This window comes from Flavobacterium sp. NRK F7 (genome assembly GCF_024054195.1).
GTDB lineage: Bacteria > Bacteroidota > Bacteroidia > Flavobacteriales > Flavobacteriaceae > Flavobacterium.
This window is the reverse complement of record NZ_JAMXLB010000001.1, coordinates 3,319,813-3,339,455: the sequence shown is the minus strand read 5'-3', so window position 1 is coordinate 3,339,455 and position 19,643 is coordinate 3,319,813. Positions and strand designations below refer to the sequence as shown.

The following is a 19,643-nucleotide window of genomic DNA, read 5'->3' as shown; positions in this document are numbered from 1 at the left end:
TGAGAAGTCGCACTAACTTAATGTTATGAGATTCTTCACTTCGTTCAGAATGACAAAATAGAAAAAAAATCTACTCCGAATCCTTATTCAAATTCAATTCTCCTTTACCATGAATGATTGTGGTTTTTGGTGCTTCAAAATCAATTTTTTTCTTTCTTAACTCGAAGTTTTGTCCAAGATATACACGTCGCACTACTTCGTCTTCTGCTAATTCTTCTGGTTTTCCGGCTTTTAAAATACCACCTTCAAACATCAAGTAGGTTTTATCCGTAATGGCAAGTGTTTCTTGAACGTTGTGATCGGTAATTAAAATACCAATATTTTTGTTTTTTAATTGTGCTACAATTCGTTGAATATCTTCTACCGCAACGGGGTCAACACCTGCAAAAGGTTCGTCTAGTAAGATAAATTTTGGGTCGGTGGCTAAAGCTCTTGCAATTTCCGTACGTCTTCTTTCTCCTCCAGATAATAAATCACCTCTGTTAGTACGAATGTGTTGCAAAGCAAATTCATCAATTAAAGCTTCCATTTTGGCTTCTTGTTCTGCTTTTGAAAGAGTTGTCAATTGCAAAACGCTCATAATATTATCTTCAATGCTTAATTTTCGAAAAACAGAGGCTTCTTGAGCCAAGTATCCAATTCCATTTTGAGCTCGTTTATACATTGGAAAATTAGTAATATTCATATCGTCTAAATAAATAGTACCGCTATTTGGTTTTACCAATCCTACAATCATATAGAAAGAAGTCGTTTTTCCAGCACCATTTGGACCTAATAAACCTACAATTTCTCCTTGATTTACTTCTACAGAAATCCCTTTTACAACACTTCTCTTTTTATAGGTTTTTACTAAATTTTCTGCTCTTAATTTCATTTTGATAATGTGTCAATTAGACAATATGTCACTGTGTCAATTTACTAACGAATGTGTAAAAATATAAAATTTAATGTGAGTTCAACTTTTATTGTTATTTGATTAACATTTTTGGTAGTGTAAATGGAAGAATTAGTCAATTTTTAATCAGTAAATTTTCTATTGTTTCATTGACACAAGTTCACATTAAAAATTAATTTTCTTCCAAAGCTTCCCAAAACTCGTAAGCTCTTCTTAAATGAGGAATAACAATGGTACCACCTACTAAAGTTGCAATTCCCATAGCTTCCATCATTTCTTCTTTTGTAATACCTTCTTTATATGAAGTTTCTAAATGGTATTTGATACAATCGTCACAACGCAAAACTGCAGAAGCGACTAAACCTAGAAGTTCTTTGGTTTTAACGTCTAAAGCACCTGCCATATATGCATTGGTGTCAACATTGAAAATTCTTTTGATTACTTTGTTGTTATCGGCTAATAATTTTTCATTCATTTTAGCACGATAGTCATTAAATTCTTGGACTAAATTTGACATAAATTAGGTTGTTAAATCGGTTGTTGTACTTTGTTTTTTTACTACGGCAGCACTTATAAAAATACTAATCTCATACAGTAACATAATTGGAATTGAAACGATAATCTGACTGAATACATCTGGCGGTGTAATAATAGCAGATAAAATCAATACAATGACTAATGTATATTTTCTGTATTTTCTTAAAAATTGAGGAGTTACCAAGCCTATTTTGGTTAAAAAATAGATAATAATAGGCAACTCAAATAATAAACCACTCGCTACTGTTGACGTTTTCATCAAACTGATATAGGAAGTTATATCTATAGAATTATTGATTTCCGGACTTACAATATAACTGGCAAAAAATTGAACTGATAAAGGAGCAATAAGATAATAGCCAAATAAAACACCTATAAAGAATAATAATGAGGAAATGATAATAAAAGCAGCTGCATATTTTTTTTCATTTTCATATAAAGCAGGACTAATAAATTTCCATATTTGCCATAAAACAAAAGGGAAGGAGATGATGAATCCAACGGTAATCGAAGTCCACATGTGTATCGAAAATTGACCACCCATTTCTCTGTTTTGAATGGGTAGATTAATTTCAGTTACACATAGACTTTTATCTAAACCAAATTTTTGTGCTAAATCACAGAAGAATTGGTACGTAAAAAAATCTGGGTTTTTAGGACCAAAAAGAATTTGGTCAAAAACAAAATCACTGAAGAAAAAAGCAACTACAGAACAAGCTAAAATTGCAATAGTACTTCTTATTAATAACCATCTTAATTCTTCAAGATGATCTAAAAAAGACATCTCGCCTAAATTTTTCTTTGCCATTATACAATTCCTTCTTTTAAAATATCATGTAAATGTAAAATTCCTTTGTAAACACCATCATCTATCACAACCAATTGGGTAATGGCATTGTTTTCTAAGATACTTAAAGCATCAGCAACTAAGATTGAAGATGATATGTTTTTTGGATTGTGAGTCATGATGTCTTTTGCTTGTAAATGCGTAAAAGTATCATTCGTATTCAACATTCTACGAATATCTCCATCCGTAATTATTCCAATAACTTTCCCTGCTTCAATAACAGCTGTAACTCCTAATCGTTTTTCTGAAATTTCTACAATTACTTCTTTTATACTTGCATTTGGAGCAACTTGCGGTGTATGTCTGGTATCTAACATGTCTTTCACACGTAATAATAATTTTTTACCTAAAGCACCACCAGGGTGATAAATAGCAAAATCTTCGCTTTTAAAATTTCGAAGTTCCATTAAAGCAACCGCTAAAGCATCACCTAAAACCAATTGTGCAGTGGTACTATTTGTAGGTGCTAAATTATTAGGACAAGCTTCACTTTCTACATATGCATGTAAAACATAATGCGATTCTTTTCCTAAAAATGAATTTAAATCGGCTGTCATACCAATTAAAATGTTACCAAAACGTTTTAGAAGAGGAACTAAAACTTTTATTTCTGGGCTATTACCACTTTTGGAAATACAAATGATAACATCATCTGGTAAAACCATTCCTAAATCGCCATGAACGGCTTCTGCTGCATGAAGAAAGACGGAAGGTGTTCCTGTTGAATTCAATGTAGCTACTATTTTTTGAGCAATAATAGCACTCTTTCCAATGCCCGTAATTACTAGTCTTCCCTTTGATTTATAAATGATTTCAGTCGCTTTTGCAAAATCTTCTGTAAGATACTCTGTTAAATTAGCAATACTCTTACTTTCTATTAAAATAGTGTTTCTTGCCGAATTTAAAATGGTTGTTGTTGTGTCCAAAGTATTAAATAGATTAATGTTTTGTTTTTTTAAAGAAAATTGTATCTTTATGTTTGCAAATTTAGGTAAAATCATATTAATAGAGAATGAAACCAAACGAAATTGATTTACACAAAGAATTAAAAAAATATTTCGGGTTTAACCAATTCAAAGGACTTCAAGAACAAGTTGTTAATAGTATTATTTATGGAAATAATACTTTTGTAATTATGCCTACGGGTGGAGGAAAATCACTATGCTATCAACTTCCTGCGCTAGTTTTAGAAGGTACTGCTATTGTTGTATCTCCTCTTATCGCTTTAATGAAGAACCAAGTGGATGCCATTAGAGGTATCAGTTCCGAATCGGGTATTGCCCATGTATTAAATTCTTCATTAACCAAAACAGAAATTAATAAAGTAAAAAGTGACATTACATCAGGAATAACCAAACTGTTGTATGTGGCACCAGAATCCTTAACCAAAGAAGAGTATATACAATTTTTAAGAGGGGTGAAACTCTCTTTTGTTGCTATTGATGAAGCGCATTGTATCTCAGAATGGGGACATGATTTTAGACCAGAATACAGAAATTTAAAATTTATTATCAAGCAATTAGGTGATATTCCAATTATTGGTTTAACAGCAACTGCAACCCCAAAAGTGCAAGAAGATATCTTGAAAAATTTGGATATGCCTAATGCAAACACTTTTAAAGCGTCCTTTAATAGACCGAATCTATTTTATGAAGTACGCCCAAAAACAAAAAACATAGAAAGTGATATCATTCGTTTTATCAAACAAAATAAAGGTAAATCAGGGGTAATTTATTGTTTGAGTAGAAAGAAGGTTGAAGAAATTGCACAATTATTGCAAGTTAACGGCATAAGTGCAGTTCCCTATCATGCCGGATTAGATGCTAAAACACGTGCGAAACATCAGGACATGTTTTTAATGGAAGATGTGGATGTGGTGGTAGCTACGATTGCTTTTGGAATGGGAATCGATAAACCCGATGTTCGTTTTGTAATCCATCATGATATACCAAAATCATTAGAAAGTTATTACCAAGAGACTGGTAGAGCAGGTCGTGATGGAGGAGAAGGACATTGTTTGGCTTATTATTCGTACAAAGACATTGAAAAACTTGAAAAGTTTATGGCGGGCAAACCTTTAGCCGAACAAGAAATTGGTTATGCATTGTTGCAAGAAGTGGTGGCTTATGCCGAAACATCGATGTCTAGAAGAAAATATTTACTGCATTATTTCGGCGAGGAATTTGATTTAGAAAATGGTGAAGGAGCTGACATGGATGATAATGTGAGAAATCCTAAGAAGAAAGTTGAAGCAAAAGAGCAAGTACAATTATTACTAACGGTAATCAAAGAAACAAAAGAACAATTTAAAGCTAAGGAAATTATTTTAGTGCTCACTGGTAAAATAAACGCTGTTGTGAAAGCTCATAAATTAGATAATCAGTCTTTTTTTGGAAAAGGTAGTGCTTTTGATGATCGTTATTGGATGGCTTTAATTCGTCAAGTTTTAGTTTCTGGATATATCAAAAAGGATATTGAAACTTATGGTGTCATCAAAATAACCGAAAAAGGAAAAGATTTTATTAAGAAGCCTGAAAGTTTTATGATGTCTGAAGATCACGAGTATAGTGAAACGGATGACGAAAATATCGTGGCGGCGTCTAAATCTTCTGGAACAACAGACGAAGCTTTAATGAGTATGTTGAAAGATTTAAGAAAAAAAGTAGCCAAAAAATTAGGAGTACCTCCATTTGTTGTTTTTCAAGACCCTTCATTAGAAGACATGGCTTTAAAATACCCTATTTCAATTGAAGAATTAGGGAATATTCATGGAGTAGGTGAAGGAAAAGCCAAAAAATATGGAAAAGATTTTGTGGAATTAATTGCTCGTTATGTGGAAGATAACGATATTATTCGACCGGATGATTTGGTGGTTAAATCTACAGGAGCTAATTCTGGATTAAAATTGTATATCATTCAAAATGTAGATCGAAAATTAGCTTTAGATGACATTGCGAAAGCTAAAGGTTTAGATATGGATGGTTTGTTGAAAGAAATGGAACAAATTGTCTATTCTGGAACCAAATTAAATATCAATTATTGGATTGACGATATCTTAGATGAAGATCAACAAGAAGAAATTCATGACTATTTTATGGAATCGGAATCAGACAATATTAAAGATGCATTGAAAGAGTTTGATGGGGATTATGATACAGAAGAATTACGTTTAATGCGCATCAAATTTATTAGTGAAGTAGCTAATTAAAAAAACCACAACACACTTTTATTCGTAAATGGAATAAAGCTTAAAAAAAATATATATGTATTTAAGTATTATTATTCCTACTTACAACGAAGAGAATAATATTCAAAAATTAATTCAACACTTACAAAAGCACTGCAACAATAACTCTTTTGAGATTATTGTTGTAGATGCTGGCAGTGAAGATAATACCCTATCTAAAGCCTCTTCTTTAGGGGCCAAAACTTTTATATCCCCTGTAAAAGGCAGAGCGGGTCAAATGAATTTTGGTGTTCAACAAGCGGTTGGTAATGTTTATTATTTTGTACATGCAGATAGTTTACCTGTATCCACATTTTTTGAGGATATTCAAAAAGCTCTCCATTCAAATTTTAATTGCGGTAGTTTTCGCTTTAAATTTGATAGTAATAAGTCGATACTAAAAATCAATTCTTTTTTTACGCGGTTCAACTATCTTTTCTTTAGAGGTGGAGATCAAACCATATTCGTTACAAAAGCACTTTGGGAAAAAGCGGGTACTTTTAAAGAAGAAATGTTAATCATGGAAGACTATGATTTTTTGGAGCGTATTTGGAAACAAGGTAAATTCAAGTTAATTCCAAAAGCAACTCTGGTGTCTGCCAGAAAATATGATGAAAATAGTTGGCTTAAAGTACAGTTAGCAAATCTTAAAATTGTCAAAATGTACCGAACTGGAGCCAGTCAAGAAGAAATGATTGCAACCTATCATAATTTATTAAAATACCGAGCGAATGCATTTTAAAGGAAAAGTAATTTGGATAACAGGAGCTTCTTCAGGAATAGGAAAAGAATTGGTTTATCAATTGGCAAAATTGGAGGCAATCATAATTATGACTTCTAGAAATAGAGCAGAATTAGAATTAATTCAAAAAGATTTACAAGTACAAGGTGTAACAAGTCATATTTTAGCGTATGATTTAATGAATATTGAAGCAATACCACAACTAGTGGAACAAGCCATTTCATTGGAAGGGAAAATTGATGCTGTTATTCAATGTGCTGGAATTAGTCAACGGTCTTTAGGAGTTGAAACTGATTTTTCAGTTTACCAAAAATTAATGCAACTTAATTATTTTGCTCCAGTAGCTATTTCTCAAGCTATTTTACCTCATTTTAAGAAAAACGATTCAGGAAATTTAGTTGTAATAAGTAGTATAGCAGGCTTGATGGGGTTTCCATTGCGATCGGGTTATGCGGCTAGCAAACATGCGATAAAAGGATATTTGGAAACGTTACAAACCGAATTATATGATTCCAAGGTAAACCTTACACTTGTGTTTCCAGGTAGAATTGATACTGCAATATCAAAAAATGCACTTACTGGTACAGGTGTTCAAGCTGGAGTGGAAGATGCCAATAACAAGGTAGGAATGTCGGTTCAGCTATGTGTTTTGCAAATTATTCAAGGATTGAAAGCAAACAAAAAAACAATTTATATTGGTAAGCCCGAACGATTATTATTATGGATTTGGTGGTTTTTTCCAAATTTATATTTAAAAATTGCCCACAAAACAGGACTAAAAAGATAAGTATGCATCATTTTTTATCAGGAATACAACAAGTAGGAATTGGAGTTAAAAATGCCACGGAAGCCATGCATTTGTATAAGGCATTATTTGGTATGGATGTGCTTATTTTTGATGATATAGCTCCTGCAAAATTAATGACTCAATATACAGGTGATGCGGTATTTAATAGGCGTGCGATCTTGACAATGAATTTAAAAGGAGGTGGTGGTTTTGAAATTTGGCAATTTTTGGATCGAGATCCTATTAATGGTGGTTTGCATTCACTTGGAGATATTGGGATTTACGCAGCGATATTAAAATCAAATGATTTACTAGCTTCTTATCGAAGATTACAACAAATAACAAGTGTAGTAATTTCGGAAATTAAATCTGAAAAAGAGCAACCCGATTACTTTTGGTTACAAGATAACTATGGGAATGCTTTTAAAATAATTGAAAGTACAAATTGGTTTTCTTCCAAGAAATATGATTTAGGAGGTGTTGTAGGGGCTGTTTTTGGAGTATCCAACATGGATGAATCGATTCCATTTTATATTAAAACCTTAGGTTTAACAACAATTTTGTATGATTATGTAATAACTGAGGGAGAAAATGCTTACAGAAAAGTAGGTCTTCATAAAAAGGCTACTGGGAAAGGTGCTTTTAATACATTATTAGGAGATGTAACTATAGAATTAGTACAATTGTTAGGAAAGAAACCAGCAACCATTTTTAAAAATAGATATTGGGGAGATTGTGGTTTTATTCATTTATGTTTTGATGTTTTGGATATGGATGCTTTGAAAAAGCATGTAGCAGAAAACCAATTTCATTTTACTGTCGATAGTCATAATACCTTTGAAATGGACAATGCATCAGGTCGTTTTTGTTACGTTGAAGATCCAGATGGAACCTTGATAGAATTAGTAGAGACACATAAAGTGCCTATTTTAAAAAAATACGGTTGGTTTTTAGATTTACGAAAAAGAAATAAAGAGAAGCCACTTCCTAATTGGATGATAAAAATGCTTGCTGTAAGTAAAGTTAAATAGAACGGTACCATTTGTAACAATATCCTGAAACGGGAATTGAAAACAAAACGATAAGACCTATTTTATAGTCAAAAACTATTCCGAATAGTATTGTGCATAAAGTAATAAATATGGGATAGGTTAGTAGCAACATTCCAAACAAGACAGAATCATAAAAAACAGTATCATTTGTTTTTTTACTGACCCATTTTTTTATACTATTGTAAAACCATTTTTGAGTAAACCATCCTATAAATGCGGGTAGGCTTAAGAGTAATTTTTGTAGGGTTTTGTTTTTATAGGAAGTAATTTCTTGTAAATCAGGATGATTTTTGTTTGTAATTAGTTTTTTTTCAATGCCTTTTTTAAGTTTTATGTTAAATTGGGAATAAAAATCAGTTTCTTTAGAATATAAAATTCCATTGGCTTTAAATGCTTCGTTAAAATGTACTTGTATGTTTTTTGGAACTACATTGAAAGAAGAATAATTAATAGTAGTAGGTTGAATCTCAATTTTGTAAATACCTTCTTGAAGTGCCATTAAAGCTAGTCTGGCAGTACCTTTTTTGAGACTTCGTAATTTCCATTCGTTGACACAAATACCTTCAGAAAAAATAAGAATAGTTTCACCTTGTTTCAGTAACTCAATGCAGTGTTTAAAGGTAGCATTGTTTTTTACTAAATTATTACGGCCTTCACTAATTCTGTATATGGGAATTAAATGAAGGGCTTTCAGTAGTTTCGAAATAAACGGTTTTTTGAAAGCATCACCTCTTGCTAAAAAATAAATGGGTCTCGGATAAAAAACAGCTATAATTATAGCATCAAAAAAAGAATTGGGATGATTTGATGCTATGATTTTTGGTTCATTACATCCTGTTCTCTTATCAAAATGAATATGAATATTCTTATTATAAAAGAACAATGCCAAACGAATAATTGGTTTTAAAATGGTATACAAGGGATACTAATTTTTCCTAAAGTTATTAATGTCTAACGTCCAATCATAACTGTTGTAAGAAATAGAAGGGTTATCATTTTCTGCAATAATATTAAATTCTTTACAAATTCGTTTTACTCCTCTCTTGTTACCAAAATCATTTCTAAACCAACTCATTAAAACGGGTACAAACAATTCCTTTTTCTCTTTATTATAAGTAGTGTTTTTTTCTAAATATTTTTTTGAAGATTCCTTCATTTCGGTTTCAATATTTTCTAAAGAATAAGCAAAAACAGGAGGGCAACTTTTAGCTCCACAATTCAAACTAAAATGGATGCGCCAATCTACTTTATCCACTCTTAATTTTTTTTCTAGACAACTCGGAAAAATTTTATGAAAAATACCCAAACCCCATTTTACACTCGAATGTCTTAAATAATCGTGTTCAATGTTGTCTAAACTGATACTGTTTCCAGCTAATTTAAATCGTTTGGTGCTAAAAAAAGAGCCTCTGTCTTGATACAAACTAGGGTCTTTTCGTAAGGCATAAATAACAAGAGAATTATATAAATTAATAAAAAAAGTCTTTTTAGTTGCATCAGAATTTAATTGCTTTAATAGTACTGCTTCATCTACAGTTGCAATTTGATTGATATATGCTTCTACTTCTGAAGTATGTTGCAATTGTATCGCTTCTACTAGTTTTGTTGATAGTGTTATATAATTTTCATGCTGTGCTTTTGCTAATTGAAACAAAAAGAGAAAAAGTATAAAAAAAGCTTTTTTCATTGGAATTAAGTTTTAGTAAAGATAAGCTACTTTAACCTATTTCAACTACTTAATTTATAATATCTGTAATACTAGAGTCATAAAAAAAATTAACGAGAATAATTTTTAAAAAGATAAATCCAAATCAATCGAGAAAGTTTAATGTTAAAGATGGATAAAACTAAAATAACTATTCCAATAATTGGAAAAATTCGTAAATCAAATGTTTTTTCAAAAAATGGAGCTACTATAAAATAAGTAATTAATGCTTCTGCACATCCTAAAGCATAATTCACAAACATAGCTCCAAAAAAGAAACCAGGTTCTTTTTCAAATTTAAAATTACAGTTTGAACAAGTTGCATTCATTTTTGGAAATCCAAACCCCATATTAAATAGTCCGTTTTTAAAAACTTTTCCTTTAGTACAATTCGGACATTTATTAGTAAAAAGAGCGATAATCGTATTGGTCATTTTTTTTATTGCAAAATTAAATCGTTTTTTATGTGTTTCTGTTTTGTATCTTCGCCTAAAAGTGTACAAAAAAGACATTTATGCGATATCCGGTTTATAAAATAGAAAATTTTGAAGAAACAATTTTTAAAAATAATTTCTATGTAAATTCATTTGCGAATCATTTGAAGAAACATCGTTTTATAGAAGATTTACACCGCCATAATTTTTATTTATTAGTGTTTTTTACTCATGGAAATGGAGTGCATTCGATAGACTTTAAAAAGTATTCTATTCAGAAAGGAAGTTTGTTTTTTATGCAACCCGGACAAATGCATTCTTGGAAATTATCAGATGATATAGAAGGTTATATAGTTTTCTATACTAAAGAAATTTTTGATTTATACTTCAAAAGTAAAAGTATTGAAAGCTATTCTTTTTTTGAGTCTTTTCAAGATCATTCCGAAATACTATTGTCAGATGATAAAAGAAAGCTATTAGAAATGTATTTTAAGCTGATGTTAGAAGAAAAAGGAAACGACCAGTTGTATGGAAAAAATAAATTAATCAATCTTCTAGATATTATTCTCATTGAAATAGCTAGGTGTTATGAGCCCAAAATTGAAAGTTTAAATTCTAATTATAACCTTAAATTAAAACAATTTGAAGCGTTACTGGAAAAACACTATAAAAATGAAAAAGCGCCTTCTTTTTATGCAGATAAAATGGCTATTACCTTGAAACATCTGAACAGAATTACAAAAGCTACTCTAGATAAAACGGTTACCGATGTGATTGCGGAACGTTTACTTCTTGAAGGGAAACGTTTGCTTGTTGAAAGAAAACTTTCTGTAAATCAAATTGCTGATGAATTAGGGTTTGCATCTCCTAATTATTTTGTCAAATTGTTTAAAAAAAGAGTAGGAATTACGACTAAAGGATTTGTTCAAAAGATGAAAAATCATGAGTTGTAAACTTCGCCACGATGTGGTTTTAAGGTATCTCTTATAAGTATCATGTCTTTTTCTTCAACGACCATATAAGCAATAGCATGCATTTCACTTATAGAAGACCAACCGGTTATATCTATAGATAATTTTTCATTTTGAATGTATTCTTTTAAATGTATTTCATGGTGTTCTGCTGTTTTTGAAGCAGCCATTCCTCTAAAATCCCAAATTAATTTTATTTTTCGCATGATGAACTCTTTCTAAAGAATGAAAAATCAAAGGTAGGTTTTTATTAAATTTGGAAAAACTATGTCGCATGAAATATTTTCTTTTTTTTATTTTTGGGTTAAATCAATTCTTTGCACAAGAACTAACTTTAGAACAAGCCAATCATCTAGCAAGCTTGCCAATTAAATGTTTGGAACAAGAATATCCAAATAAATTGAATCAATTATTAAAGGATAATTCCGAATTAGCTTCACCAAAAACATTGCATCCAGCTTTTTATGGCTGTTTTGACTGGCATTCATCGGTTCATGGACATTGGAGTTTAGTGTATTTATTAAATAATTTTAATAATATAGAAGACAGAGAAGTAATTATTCAAAAATTGCAAATCAACTTATCAAAAGAGAATATCGAACAAGAAATACTTTATTTTGCTAAGCCTCATGAAAAATCTTTTGAAAGAACTTATGGCTGGAATTGGTTGCTAAAATTGCAATTAGAGTTGGAACAAAGTAAAGAGCCATTTGCTAAACCGTTATCTGAAAATTTAAAACCATTAACCGATGTGTTAATCGATAGATATATAGAATTTTTACCAAAGTTATTGTACCCCATTCGTGTTGGAACGCATTCTAACACCGCTTTTGGATTAACGAATGCTTGGGATTATGCCGTTTTTTCTAAAAATGAAGCATTCCAAAAAGTGATTAAAGAAAATGCCTTACGAATGTATGGTTCCGATGAAAATTGTCCGTTTACTTGGGAACCCAGCGGCACCGATTTTTTATCTCCATGTATGGAAGAAATTGGATTAATGCAGCGAATTTTGCCCGAAAAAGCATTTCTAACTTGGCTAGAAAAGTTTGCACCTCGTTTGTGTAAAAAAGATTTTGAGTGGGAGACCGCTAAAGTTTCGGATAGAACCGATGGGCATTTAGTACATTTAGATGGTTTGAATTTTAGCAGAGCCTGGAATTTATATGCTTTAATTAAACAGTTTCCAAAAAAATTTTCGTATCTAAAAAAGATTGCTGATGCACATTTGCAATTCTCATTACCTTCAGTAGTAGACGGTAATTATGAAGGAGAACACTGGTTGGCTTCTTTTGCCTTAAGAGCTTTTGAGGAAAAAAAGAATATAAAGTAAATTAATTATGATGAGAGGTGGTTTCTGCCTCTCATTTTTATTTTAAAACACTATTTTTGCAAAAAAATTTTAAAATGCCACGCGAATTTCAATTTCAAGTCACTCCGGAAGTTGCAGCAAACGAAGTTTTGCTCACCCGTCATGTGGCTCAATTATTTCAAGTTTCTCCAAAAGAGATTCAAAAAGTAATTGTGGTAAAACGCTCTATTGATGCCCGACAAAAATTGATTAAAATAAATATCAAAGCCAATGTGTTTTTGGTAGATGAACCATTTGTAGCTACTTCAATAGAATTACCAGATTATCCTAATGTATCTCATGCACAAGAAGTGGTTGTTGTAGGTGCTGGACCAGCTGGATTATTTGCAGCTTTACAATTAATAGAATTAGGTCTGAAGCCTATCGTTTTGGAAAGAGGGAAAGATGTACGGGGAAGAAGAAGAGATTTAAAAGCAATAAATGTAGATCATATTGTTAATGAAGATTCCAATTATTGTTTTGGTGAAGGTGGTGCAGGAACCTATTCCGATGGTAAATTATATACGCGATCGAAAAAAAGAGGTGATGTTGAAAGAATATTAAGGCTTTTGGTTGGTTTTGGAGCTTCAGATGAAATCCTTGTAGAAGCACATCCTCACATTGGTACCAATAAATTACCCCAAATTATTCAAGATATTCGTGAAAAAATTCGTGCCTGTGGAGGTGAAGTCCTATTTGAAAAAAAGGTTACCGATATTATACTAAAAAATAAGGAAGTTGCTGGAGTCGTTTTGCATGATGGAAATACGATTTCAACAAAGAAAATTATTTTAGCAACGGGTCATTCTGCTCGTGATATTTTTGAATTATTAGATAGGAAAAAAATTTACATTGAGGCAAAACCATTTGCTCTAGGTGTTCGTGCAGAACATCCACAAGAGCTAATTGATAAGATTCAATATTCTTGCGATTTTAGAGGGGAATTTTTGCCACCTGCTCCTTATTCGATTGTGAAGCAAGTTGCAGGAAGAGGTATGTATTCATTTTGTATGTGTCCAGGAGGAGTTATTGCGCCTTGTGCAACAAGTCCAGGTGAGGTAGTAACGAATGGTTGGTCGCCTTCAAAAAGAGATCAAGCAACTGCTAATTCTGGAATAGTAGTTGAATTGCGATTGGAAGATTTTAAACCTTTTGCTAAGTTTGGTGCTTTAGCAGGTATGGAATTTCAGAAAGCAATAGAACAAAAAGCATGGCAAATTGCAGGGGAAACACAAAAAGTGCCTGCTCAACGAATGATTGATTTTTCTCAAAAAAAGATTTCTGCTGAAATTCCTAAAACGTCCTATGTTCCTGGAACTACTTCAGTGGAATTGGGAGAAGTATTTCCTTCTTTTTTAACCCAAACCCTGCGAGAAGGTTTTGTGCAATTTGGAAAATCCATGAAAGGATATTTCACAAATGAAGCGATTTTACATGCACCTGAAAGTCGAACTTCTTCTCCAGTTAGAATTCCTCGTGATTCAATTACTTTAGAGCATTTAGAAATAAAAGGCCTTTATCCATGCGGTGAAGGAGCTGGTTATGCAGGGGGAATTATTTCTGCTGCGATAGATGGTGAAAAATGTGCTATTAAAATTGCTGAAAGTTTTGTGTAAAAATAAAGCGTAATCAATAGGTTTGAGATTTTAAATTTTATGAAACTCGTGCGTAACTTATATTTTTTTTACGCGTACGGCATTCATTCCTTTCATTCCTTTCTCTAATTCATAAGTAACTTTATTTCCCTCTTTCACTTCATCAAGTAGTCCTTTTACATGAAAAAAGAATTTATTGTCTGAGTCAATTTCTTTAATAAAACCAAAACCTTTTGAAGTATCATAAAAGTCGATTATTCCTTTTTTTTCAGTGTCTACTTCTTCAGTTTCCTCTCTTTTCGGGATACCAATTTCAATGCTTTCTGCATCAGTAACAATTTTTTTGGAAGGATCTGGAGGTGTATTGGTTAAATGACCATTTTCGTCTACATAAACAAATAAATCTTCACCAGATAATTTAGGATTGGCTTTTCTTGCCTCTTTTTTTTCTTGTTTTTCTTTTCGTTTTTTAGCACGAAGCTTTTCTTGCTCTTTTTTGTTGAATGATTGTTGAGGTCTGCCCATTAATTAATTTATAATTTTAAGTGATTATTAAGATGATAAAAATTTAAAAAACACAATTATTATATCTTATAGTAGTACTTAAAACTATTTATGAGGTAAATAATGAAAAGAATTTAAAAAATTTCTAGGATGCAAATATACAATATTAATTGAAGAGATTGTGTGAATTTTATAAAATTGAATGTCAATTGTTTATTGTTTTTTTAGTTAAGAAATCAAACTTAGCTATACAATTGTTAATGTTGTCACAAACTTCAAAAGTCATAAATAAGCCAAAGTTTTTTTGTATTTTTGAGACATTAATCAATACTATGAGTGAAGAAAAAGTAATTTTAGTAGATACTAACGATGAAGCCATTGGTTTAATGGAAAAAATGGCAGCACATGAACAAGCGCTTTTACATAGAGCTTTTTCAGTATTTGTATTAAATGATAAAAATGAAGTAATGCTGCAACAACGAGCAGCTCAAAAATACCATTCTCCATTATTGTGGACTAATACTTGTTGCAGTCATCAACGACCTGGCGAATCTAATATTTTAGCTGGTAAAAGACGTTTAATGGAAGAAATGGGATTCGTAACTGATTTAAAAGAACTCTTTCACTTTATTTATAAGGCTCCTTTTGATAACGGTTTAACCGAACATGAATTAGATCATGTTATGATTGGAAGATATAATGATGAACCTGTTATCAATAAAGAAGAAGTTGAAGATTGGAAATGGATGAAAATCGAAGATATTAAGGATGATATGACAGCTCATCCAGAACGCTACACGGTATGGTTTAAAATTATTTTTGATGAATTTTATCATTATTTAGAAAGTCATAAAATTTAATGCCACAAATTTTCTAAAAGAGAATGAAAGTAACAGTTTCAAGAAAGGCACATTTTAATGCAGCCCATAGATTATATAGAAAAGATTGGTCTGAAGAAAAAAACAATCTTGTTTTTGGTAAATGTAATAACCCTAACTACCATGGTCATAATTATGAATTAATTGTAAGTGTAACAGGTGCCATAAATCCTGAAACTGGTTTTGTGATAGATGTAAAAATTTTATCTGATTTAATCAAAGAACATATAGAAGATGCTTTTGATCATAAAAATTTAAATTTAGATGTTCCTGATTTCGAAAATGTAAATCCCACTGCAGAAAATATAGCTGTGGTAATTTGGAACAAATTAAGACCTTACATTGATAATACTATGGAAATGGAAGTCGTCTTATATGAGACTCCAAGAAATTTTGTAACCTATAAAGGAAATTAAAATGAGTTTGAAAGTAGGAGATAAAGTTCCAAATTTTAGGGCGAAAGATCAACACGGAACCGATTTTAATTGGGAAGAACATCAAGGCAAACCGATAGTTCTTTATTTTTATCCAAAAGACGATACGCCAGGTTGTACAGCACAAGCTTGCGGTTTTAGAGATGAATACGAAGATTTTAAAGGATTAGGAGCTGAAGTAATTGGTGTAAGTGGTGATTCGGAAAAGGCACATACTAAATTTGCTCAAAAATACAAGTTACCCTTTATATTATTATCTGATAAGGATAAAACGTTAAGAAAATTATTTGACGTTCCCACAAATCTATTAGGTTTATTGCTTGGTAGAGTAACTTATATTGTCAATAAAGAAGGGATAATTATAGAAATTTTTAATAGTATGAAAGCTGTTAATCATATTCCTATTGCCTTAAATGCTGTCAAGAATATGAAATAATCTTAAAACTATTCATCTCCATATTTTATTAACTAGCCTATTAAAGTAAGTATTATAACGAAATTTCAGTGATTACTGTTTTAAATTTTATGATATTTGCATGGAAAATGACGAAATAATGAACTTGTATCCATTAGTGTTTGAACCCATCCTAAAAGAAAGAATCTGGGGCGGAACCAAATTAAAATCGTATTTAAATAAGCCTATTTCATCAGAAATTACAGGAGAGAGCTGGGAAATTTCTACTGTACCTAATGATGTGAGTGTAGTGAGTAACGGTGCTTTAAAGGGAAAAAATATCAATGAATTAATTGAGATATTTTCAAAAGATTTTTTGGGAGAAACTGTTATAAATAGATTTGGAAATGAGTTTCCTTTATTATTTAAATTTATTGATGCCAAAGAAGATTTATCAATCCAATTACATCCTAATGATGCCTTGGCTAAAAAAAGACACAATTCTTTCGGAAAAACAGAAATGTGGTATGTGATGCAAGCAGATACTAATTCTCGTTTAGTTGTTGGCTTTAAACAAGATTCCTCAAAAGAAGAATATTTATCTCACTTGACAAATAAAACTTTAGTGAGTATTTTAAATGAAATACCTGTAAAAAAAGGAGACGTATTTTTTTTAGAAACAGGTACTATTCATGCTATTGGTGCGGGTGTCGTTATTGCTGAAATTCAACAGACTAGCGATGTTACTTACCGAATTTACGATTGGGATAGAGTAGATAAAGAGGGGAATGGTAGAGAATTACATACCGATTTAGCTCTTGATGCAATTAATTATAAACAAACAGCCTCAAAAATAGATTTTGAAAAAATAGATAATGTTTCTAATACTGTAGTGGAATGTGACTATTTTAAAACAAATTTACTTCCCTTAGACGGAATATATAATTGGTACAAAAAACAAGATGCTTTTACAGTTTTAATGTGTACGGAAGGACAATTAGAGTTATTTTTTGATGAAGAATGTTTTAGGTTAAAAGCGGGTAACACCATTTTAATACCTGCCGTAATTGACCATTTATTTTTAAAAGGAAACGCTACTCTTTTAGAAATTTCTATTTAATTAAATATCATAAGAATATATTCCTTAATTTTGCTTTAAATTTTAAATAAATACAAAATGGCAAGCGTTAAAAACTTGAAAAAAGAAATCAACTACGTTTTAGGTGATTTAGTGAATATCGTGTATGTGTGGGAAATGACTAATGGAGGGAAACCTACAGAAACTACAGATGCTATTATTGATGAAATTTATGATAACTACGATGCTTTGGTTACAAAAATCAATAAAAAAGATGTAGAAAACAAAAAAACTCATTTTAAACAAATTCGTAAAGAATACGAAGATACTGCAAATCAAATAGTTGAAAAAATCAACAAATTGAATTAAAAAAAATAGTAAAAAAAAGCGGATTTTTCTTTGCAAATATAAAAATCAAAATTATATTTGCACCGCAATAAAGGAAACACACTGCTGTTTAATGAAAGCGTTTTCTTATGAGTTGCCGGTGTAGCTCAGCTGGCTAGAGCAGCTGATTTGTAATCAGCAGGTCGTGGGTTCGAGTCCCTCCATCGGCTCAAAAAAAGGAAAGCAAATGCTTTCCTTTTTTTATTTTACTACTTTTAGTGTTTTAAAACATACCATTTTCATTAATTATATCTTTTGGAACCGGTTGACCAAAATCCCAAAGTTCTACAATTTTATTACCCTGAAATCTGAAAATATGCATGACAGTTAACTCCAAATTGTTTTGCTGCAATTGAATACGTGAATGAACGGCAACCAAATCCTCATCTTCTAGAATTCGTTGTATTTCAAAAATTTTATTCGGATTTTGTATTGCATTCTCCTCCATGGCGAGCATTAAGGTGTTTCTGTCTCCTTTAAAATAGGCATTGTGATGGATGAAGTTAGTAGCTACATATAATTCAAAAGCTTCTCTAGACTTTCCTTTAGCGGAAAGATGTAAAAAATGGGTAGCAATTTCTTTTTTTGTCATACGGTGAAATAAAATAAAAGGAAGTTAAATAAAATTATGAACATCTTTAGTTAACTTCCTTATTTTCGTTATTATTCTATAGGTTTCTTTTTTAAAATGAAAGAACTAATTAAAGTAATAATCAAGCCAACAGGTAAAATTTCTGTATAGGTAATCATAGCATTAAAAAATGGGTTTTTATACAGGGTAGAAAACTCTTCCATTTCTTTTGTTTTTTGTTCTATTTCTAACAAGCTAGCACCACTTTCTTTTAATCCGTTTATCATGTGTTCGGCATATTTTTCTGTAAAATCAGGTACAAAATAGAAATAGTTAATCAACCAGCTCAACACATACATAGTAGAAGCAATTAATACAATAATACTACCGATTTTAAATGCTTTACCAAAACTAATTACACCTTGGTTGTATTTATCTCTGTAATTTTTAATACCCACATAGACCATAGAAAAAGCAATAAGCATAGAGGAATAACCAATAAGCATTCCTTTTTCAAAATCAAAAGAGGTGCAATTGGAGGTAATGATAAGCATAGGTATTGAAACTACAATCCCTGCTATTAATCCGAAGATAAGAATGTTTTTTTTCATATTAGGAATAATTTATAACCACAAATGTGAAAATTAACTGTTTTTTTTTACTCATACTTTAGTATATTTTTGTTTATTCTCATGAATTTAATACTAAAGTAGGATTCATTTAAGGTATAATTTGTAACCGTTTTGCTTTTTCAACAGCTTGCGTTCTTCTCTTGACCTCTAATTTTTCAAAAATATTTTGATTGTGGGTTTTTACCGTGCTTAAAGAAACAAAAATGCTATTCGCAATTTCTTGATTGCTATTTCCTTGAGCCATTAAATGAAGTATTTCTAACTCTCTTGTGCTTAATTCTAATTGTTCAATTAGAGCTTGATTCATTATAAAGTCTTTCCTTTTAGGAATAAAAACTTCTTTTTCTACAATAATTGTTTTTGGTTTAGAAAGTTTTAAAGCAAGCCAAATCCCTAATGCCGTAAAAAGAACCGCAATAGAACCAATGTATATTTCCAAGGAATGATCAAATAAAATGTAACGAAGTTCTAGCCATTTTAGAAAAAAAAGCAAAACAAATAAGCTTATACCATATAAAATAGCTGTTTTATAATTTCTAAACCATTTAATTATAGAAGGCATGCTTTTTTACTTTTTTAAAAGTATTTGTTGTATTGTTGACTAAAGATATGAAAAATATTTT

The 19,643-nt window shown here is 30.9% G+C and carries 24 protein-coding genes and 1 tRNA gene; 13 read left to right on the top strand and 12 right to left on the bottom strand.

Annotated features, from left to right (window positions below; translation table 11 throughout):
• Positions 1-70: 70 nt before the first annotated feature.
• The 4 genes from lptB to NHF47_RS15210 form a co-directional block, all read right to left on the bottom strand.
• Positions 71-874 carry an LPS export ABC transporter ATP-binding protein gene (gene lptB / locus NHF47_RS15225; RefSeq protein ID WP_252765741.1) on the bottom strand — a complete coding sequence of 268 codons (804 nt, stop codon included), beginning with the start codon at positions 872-874 and terminating at the stop codon, positions 71-73.
• A 193-nt stretch (positions 875-1,067) separates the two neighbouring features.
• Positions 1,068-1,412, bottom strand: a complete 345-nt coding sequence (locus NHF47_RS15220; protein ID WP_252765740.1) for a carboxymuconolactone decarboxylase family protein — start codon at positions 1,410-1,412, stop codon at positions 1,068-1,070.
• A gap of 3 nt (positions 1,413-1,415) precedes the next feature.
• Entirely contained in the window at positions 1,416-2,240 is an 825-nt protein-coding gene (gene tatC, locus NHF47_RS15215) for a twin-arginine translocase subunit TatC (protein WP_252765739.1), read from the bottom strand.
• The gene (locus tag NHF47_RS15210; protein WP_252765738.1) at positions 2,240-3,205 is read right to left on the bottom strand and encodes an SIS domain-containing protein; all 966 of its coding nucleotides are present in this window, start codon (positions 3,203-3,205) and stop codon (positions 2,240-2,242) included. The genes tatC and NHF47_RS15210 overlap by 1 nt, the downstream gene beginning before the upstream one ends.
• 86 nt (positions 3,206-3,291) lie before the next feature.
• Between NHF47_RS15210 and recQ the strand changes: the two genes are divergently transcribed.
• Genes recQ through NHF47_RS15190 form a run of 4 tightly spaced genes read left to right on the top strand, consistent with a single transcriptional unit; the run spans position 3,292 to position 8,065 of the window.
• On the top strand, positions 3,292-5,487 hold the full coding sequence (gene recQ, locus NHF47_RS15205; protein WP_252765737.1) for a DNA helicase RecQ: 2,196 nt from the start codon (positions 3,292-3,294) through the stop codon (positions 5,485-5,487).
• A 55-nt stretch (positions 5,488-5,542) separates the two neighbouring features.
• The gene (locus NHF47_RS15200) at positions 5,543-6,247 is read left to right on the top strand and encodes a TIGR04283 family arsenosugar biosynthesis glycosyltransferase (protein ID WP_252765736.1); all 705 of its coding nucleotides are present in this window, start codon (positions 5,543-5,545) and stop codon (positions 6,245-6,247) included.
• Complete coding sequence (locus tag NHF47_RS15195; protein WP_252765735.1) at positions 6,237-7,034, top strand: SDR family oxidoreductase; 798 nt, start codon at positions 6,237-6,239, stop codon at positions 7,032-7,034. The genes NHF47_RS15200 and NHF47_RS15195 overlap by 11 nt, the downstream gene beginning before the upstream one ends.
• Positions 7,035-7,036: 2 nt before the next feature.
• Positions 7,037-8,065 (top strand): VOC family protein, encoded by a 1,029-nt coding sequence (locus NHF47_RS15190; RefSeq protein ID WP_252765734.1) that lies wholly within the window; start codon positions 7,037-7,039, stop codon positions 8,063-8,065.
• Here the strand turns inward: NHF47_RS15190 and NHF47_RS15185 are convergent.
• From NHF47_RS15185 to NHF47_RS15175, 3 genes are all read right to left on the bottom strand, one after another.
• On the bottom strand, positions 8,058-9,005 hold the full coding sequence (locus NHF47_RS15185) for a 1-acyl-sn-glycerol-3-phosphate acyltransferase (protein WP_252765733.1): 948 nt from the start codon (positions 9,003-9,005) through the stop codon (positions 8,058-8,060). The genes NHF47_RS15190 and NHF47_RS15185 overlap by 8 nt on opposite strands.
• 6 nt (positions 9,006-9,011) lie before the next feature.
• A complete protein-coding gene (locus NHF47_RS15180; protein WP_252765732.1) occupies positions 9,012-9,773 on the bottom strand; it encodes a DUF547 domain-containing protein in 762 nt (253 codons plus the stop codon).
• Positions 9,774-9,862: 89 nt separating this feature from the next.
• On the bottom strand, positions 9,863-10,225 hold the full coding sequence (locus NHF47_RS15175) for a DUF983 domain-containing protein (RefSeq protein ID WP_252765731.1): 363 nt from the start codon (positions 10,223-10,225) through the stop codon (positions 9,863-9,865).
• Positions 10,226-10,305: 80 nt separating this feature from the next.
• Between NHF47_RS15175 and NHF47_RS15170 the strand changes: the two genes are divergently transcribed.
• Positions 10,306-11,178: an AraC family transcriptional regulator gene (locus tag NHF47_RS15170; protein ID WP_252765730.1), complete on the top strand. Its 873-nt coding sequence runs from the start codon at positions 10,306-10,308 to the stop codon at positions 11,176-11,178.
• Here the strand turns inward: NHF47_RS15170 and NHF47_RS15165 are convergent.
• Positions 11,166-11,405: a hypothetical protein gene (locus NHF47_RS15165; protein ID WP_252766108.1), complete on the bottom strand. Its 240-nt coding sequence runs from the start codon at positions 11,403-11,405 to the stop codon at positions 11,166-11,168. The two genes, NHF47_RS15170 and NHF47_RS15165, sit on opposite strands and share 13 nt — an antisense overlap.
• A gap of 65 nt (positions 11,406-11,470) precedes the next feature.
• Between NHF47_RS15165 and NHF47_RS15160 the strand changes: the two genes are divergently transcribed.
• Both NHF47_RS15160 and NHF47_RS15155 read left to right on the top strand, forming a co-directional pair.
• Positions 11,471-12,529: a DUF2891 domain-containing protein gene (locus NHF47_RS15160; RefSeq protein ID WP_252765729.1), complete on the top strand. Its 1,059-nt coding sequence runs from the start codon at positions 11,471-11,473 to the stop codon at positions 12,527-12,529.
• A 74-nt stretch (positions 12,530-12,603) separates the two neighbouring features.
• Positions 12,604-14,163, top strand: coding sequence for an NAD(P)/FAD-dependent oxidoreductase (locus NHF47_RS15155; RefSeq protein WP_252765728.1), 1,560 nt, complete (start codon positions 12,604-12,606; stop codon positions 14,161-14,163).
• Between the two features lie 57 nt (positions 14,164-14,220).
• Here NHF47_RS15155 and NHF47_RS15150 read toward each other — a convergent pair whose 3' ends face one another.
• Positions 14,221-14,667 carry a cold-shock protein gene (locus NHF47_RS15150; RefSeq protein WP_252765727.1) on the bottom strand — a complete coding sequence of 149 codons (447 nt, stop codon included), beginning with the start codon at positions 14,665-14,667 and terminating at the stop codon, positions 14,221-14,223.
• Positions 14,668-14,978: 311 nt separating this feature from the next.
• Between NHF47_RS15150 and idi the strand changes: the two genes are divergently transcribed.
• The 6 genes from idi (at position 14,979) to NHF47_RS15120 (ending at position 17,987) form a co-directional block, all read left to right on the top strand.
• Positions 14,979-15,506 carry an isopentenyl-diphosphate Delta-isomerase gene (idi, locus tag NHF47_RS15145; protein ID WP_252765726.1) on the top strand — a complete coding sequence of 176 codons (528 nt, stop codon included), beginning with the start codon at positions 14,979-14,981 and terminating at the stop codon, positions 15,504-15,506.
• A gap of 23 nt (positions 15,507-15,529) precedes the next feature.
• The gene (locus NHF47_RS15140; RefSeq protein ID WP_252765725.1) at positions 15,530-15,940 is read left to right on the top strand and encodes a 6-carboxytetrahydropterin synthase; all 411 of its coding nucleotides are present in this window, start codon (positions 15,530-15,532) and stop codon (positions 15,938-15,940) included.
• Between the two features lies 1 nt (position 15,941).
• Positions 15,942-16,394 carry a peroxiredoxin gene (locus NHF47_RS15135; RefSeq protein ID WP_252765724.1) on the top strand — a complete coding sequence of 151 codons (453 nt, stop codon included), beginning with the start codon at positions 15,942-15,944 and terminating at the stop codon, positions 16,392-16,394.
• Positions 16,395-16,494: 100 nt separating this feature from the next.
• Positions 16,495-17,472, top strand: coding sequence for a type I phosphomannose isomerase catalytic subunit (locus NHF47_RS15130; RefSeq protein WP_252765723.1), 978 nt, complete (start codon positions 16,495-16,497; stop codon positions 17,470-17,472).
• A 57-nt stretch (positions 17,473-17,529) separates the two neighbouring features.
• Complete coding sequence (locus NHF47_RS15125; protein ID WP_252765722.1) at positions 17,530-17,799, top strand: hypothetical protein; 270 nt, start codon at positions 17,530-17,532, stop codon at positions 17,797-17,799.
• A gap of 114 nt (positions 17,800-17,913) precedes the next feature.
• Positions 17,914-17,987 (top strand) — tRNA-Thr (locus tag NHF47_RS15120).
• A 53-nt stretch (positions 17,988-18,040) separates the two neighbouring features.
• Here NHF47_RS15120 and NHF47_RS15115 read toward each other — a convergent pair.
• From NHF47_RS15115 to NHF47_RS15105, 3 genes are all read right to left on the bottom strand, one after another.
• A complete protein-coding gene (locus NHF47_RS15115) occupies positions 18,041-18,409 on the bottom strand; it encodes a nuclear transport factor 2 family protein (RefSeq protein ID WP_252765721.1) in 369 nt (122 codons plus the stop codon).
• A 71-nt stretch (positions 18,410-18,480) separates the two neighbouring features.
• Positions 18,481-18,999: a DUF4199 domain-containing protein gene (locus tag NHF47_RS15110; protein WP_252765720.1), complete on the bottom strand. Its 519-nt coding sequence runs from the start codon at positions 18,997-18,999 to the stop codon at positions 18,481-18,483.
• A 109-nt stretch (positions 19,000-19,108) separates the two neighbouring features.
• Complete coding sequence (locus tag NHF47_RS15105) at positions 19,109-19,582, bottom strand: response regulator transcription factor (RefSeq protein WP_252765719.1); 474 nt, start codon at positions 19,580-19,582, stop codon at positions 19,109-19,111.
• Positions 19,583-19,643: the final 61 nt, after the last annotated feature.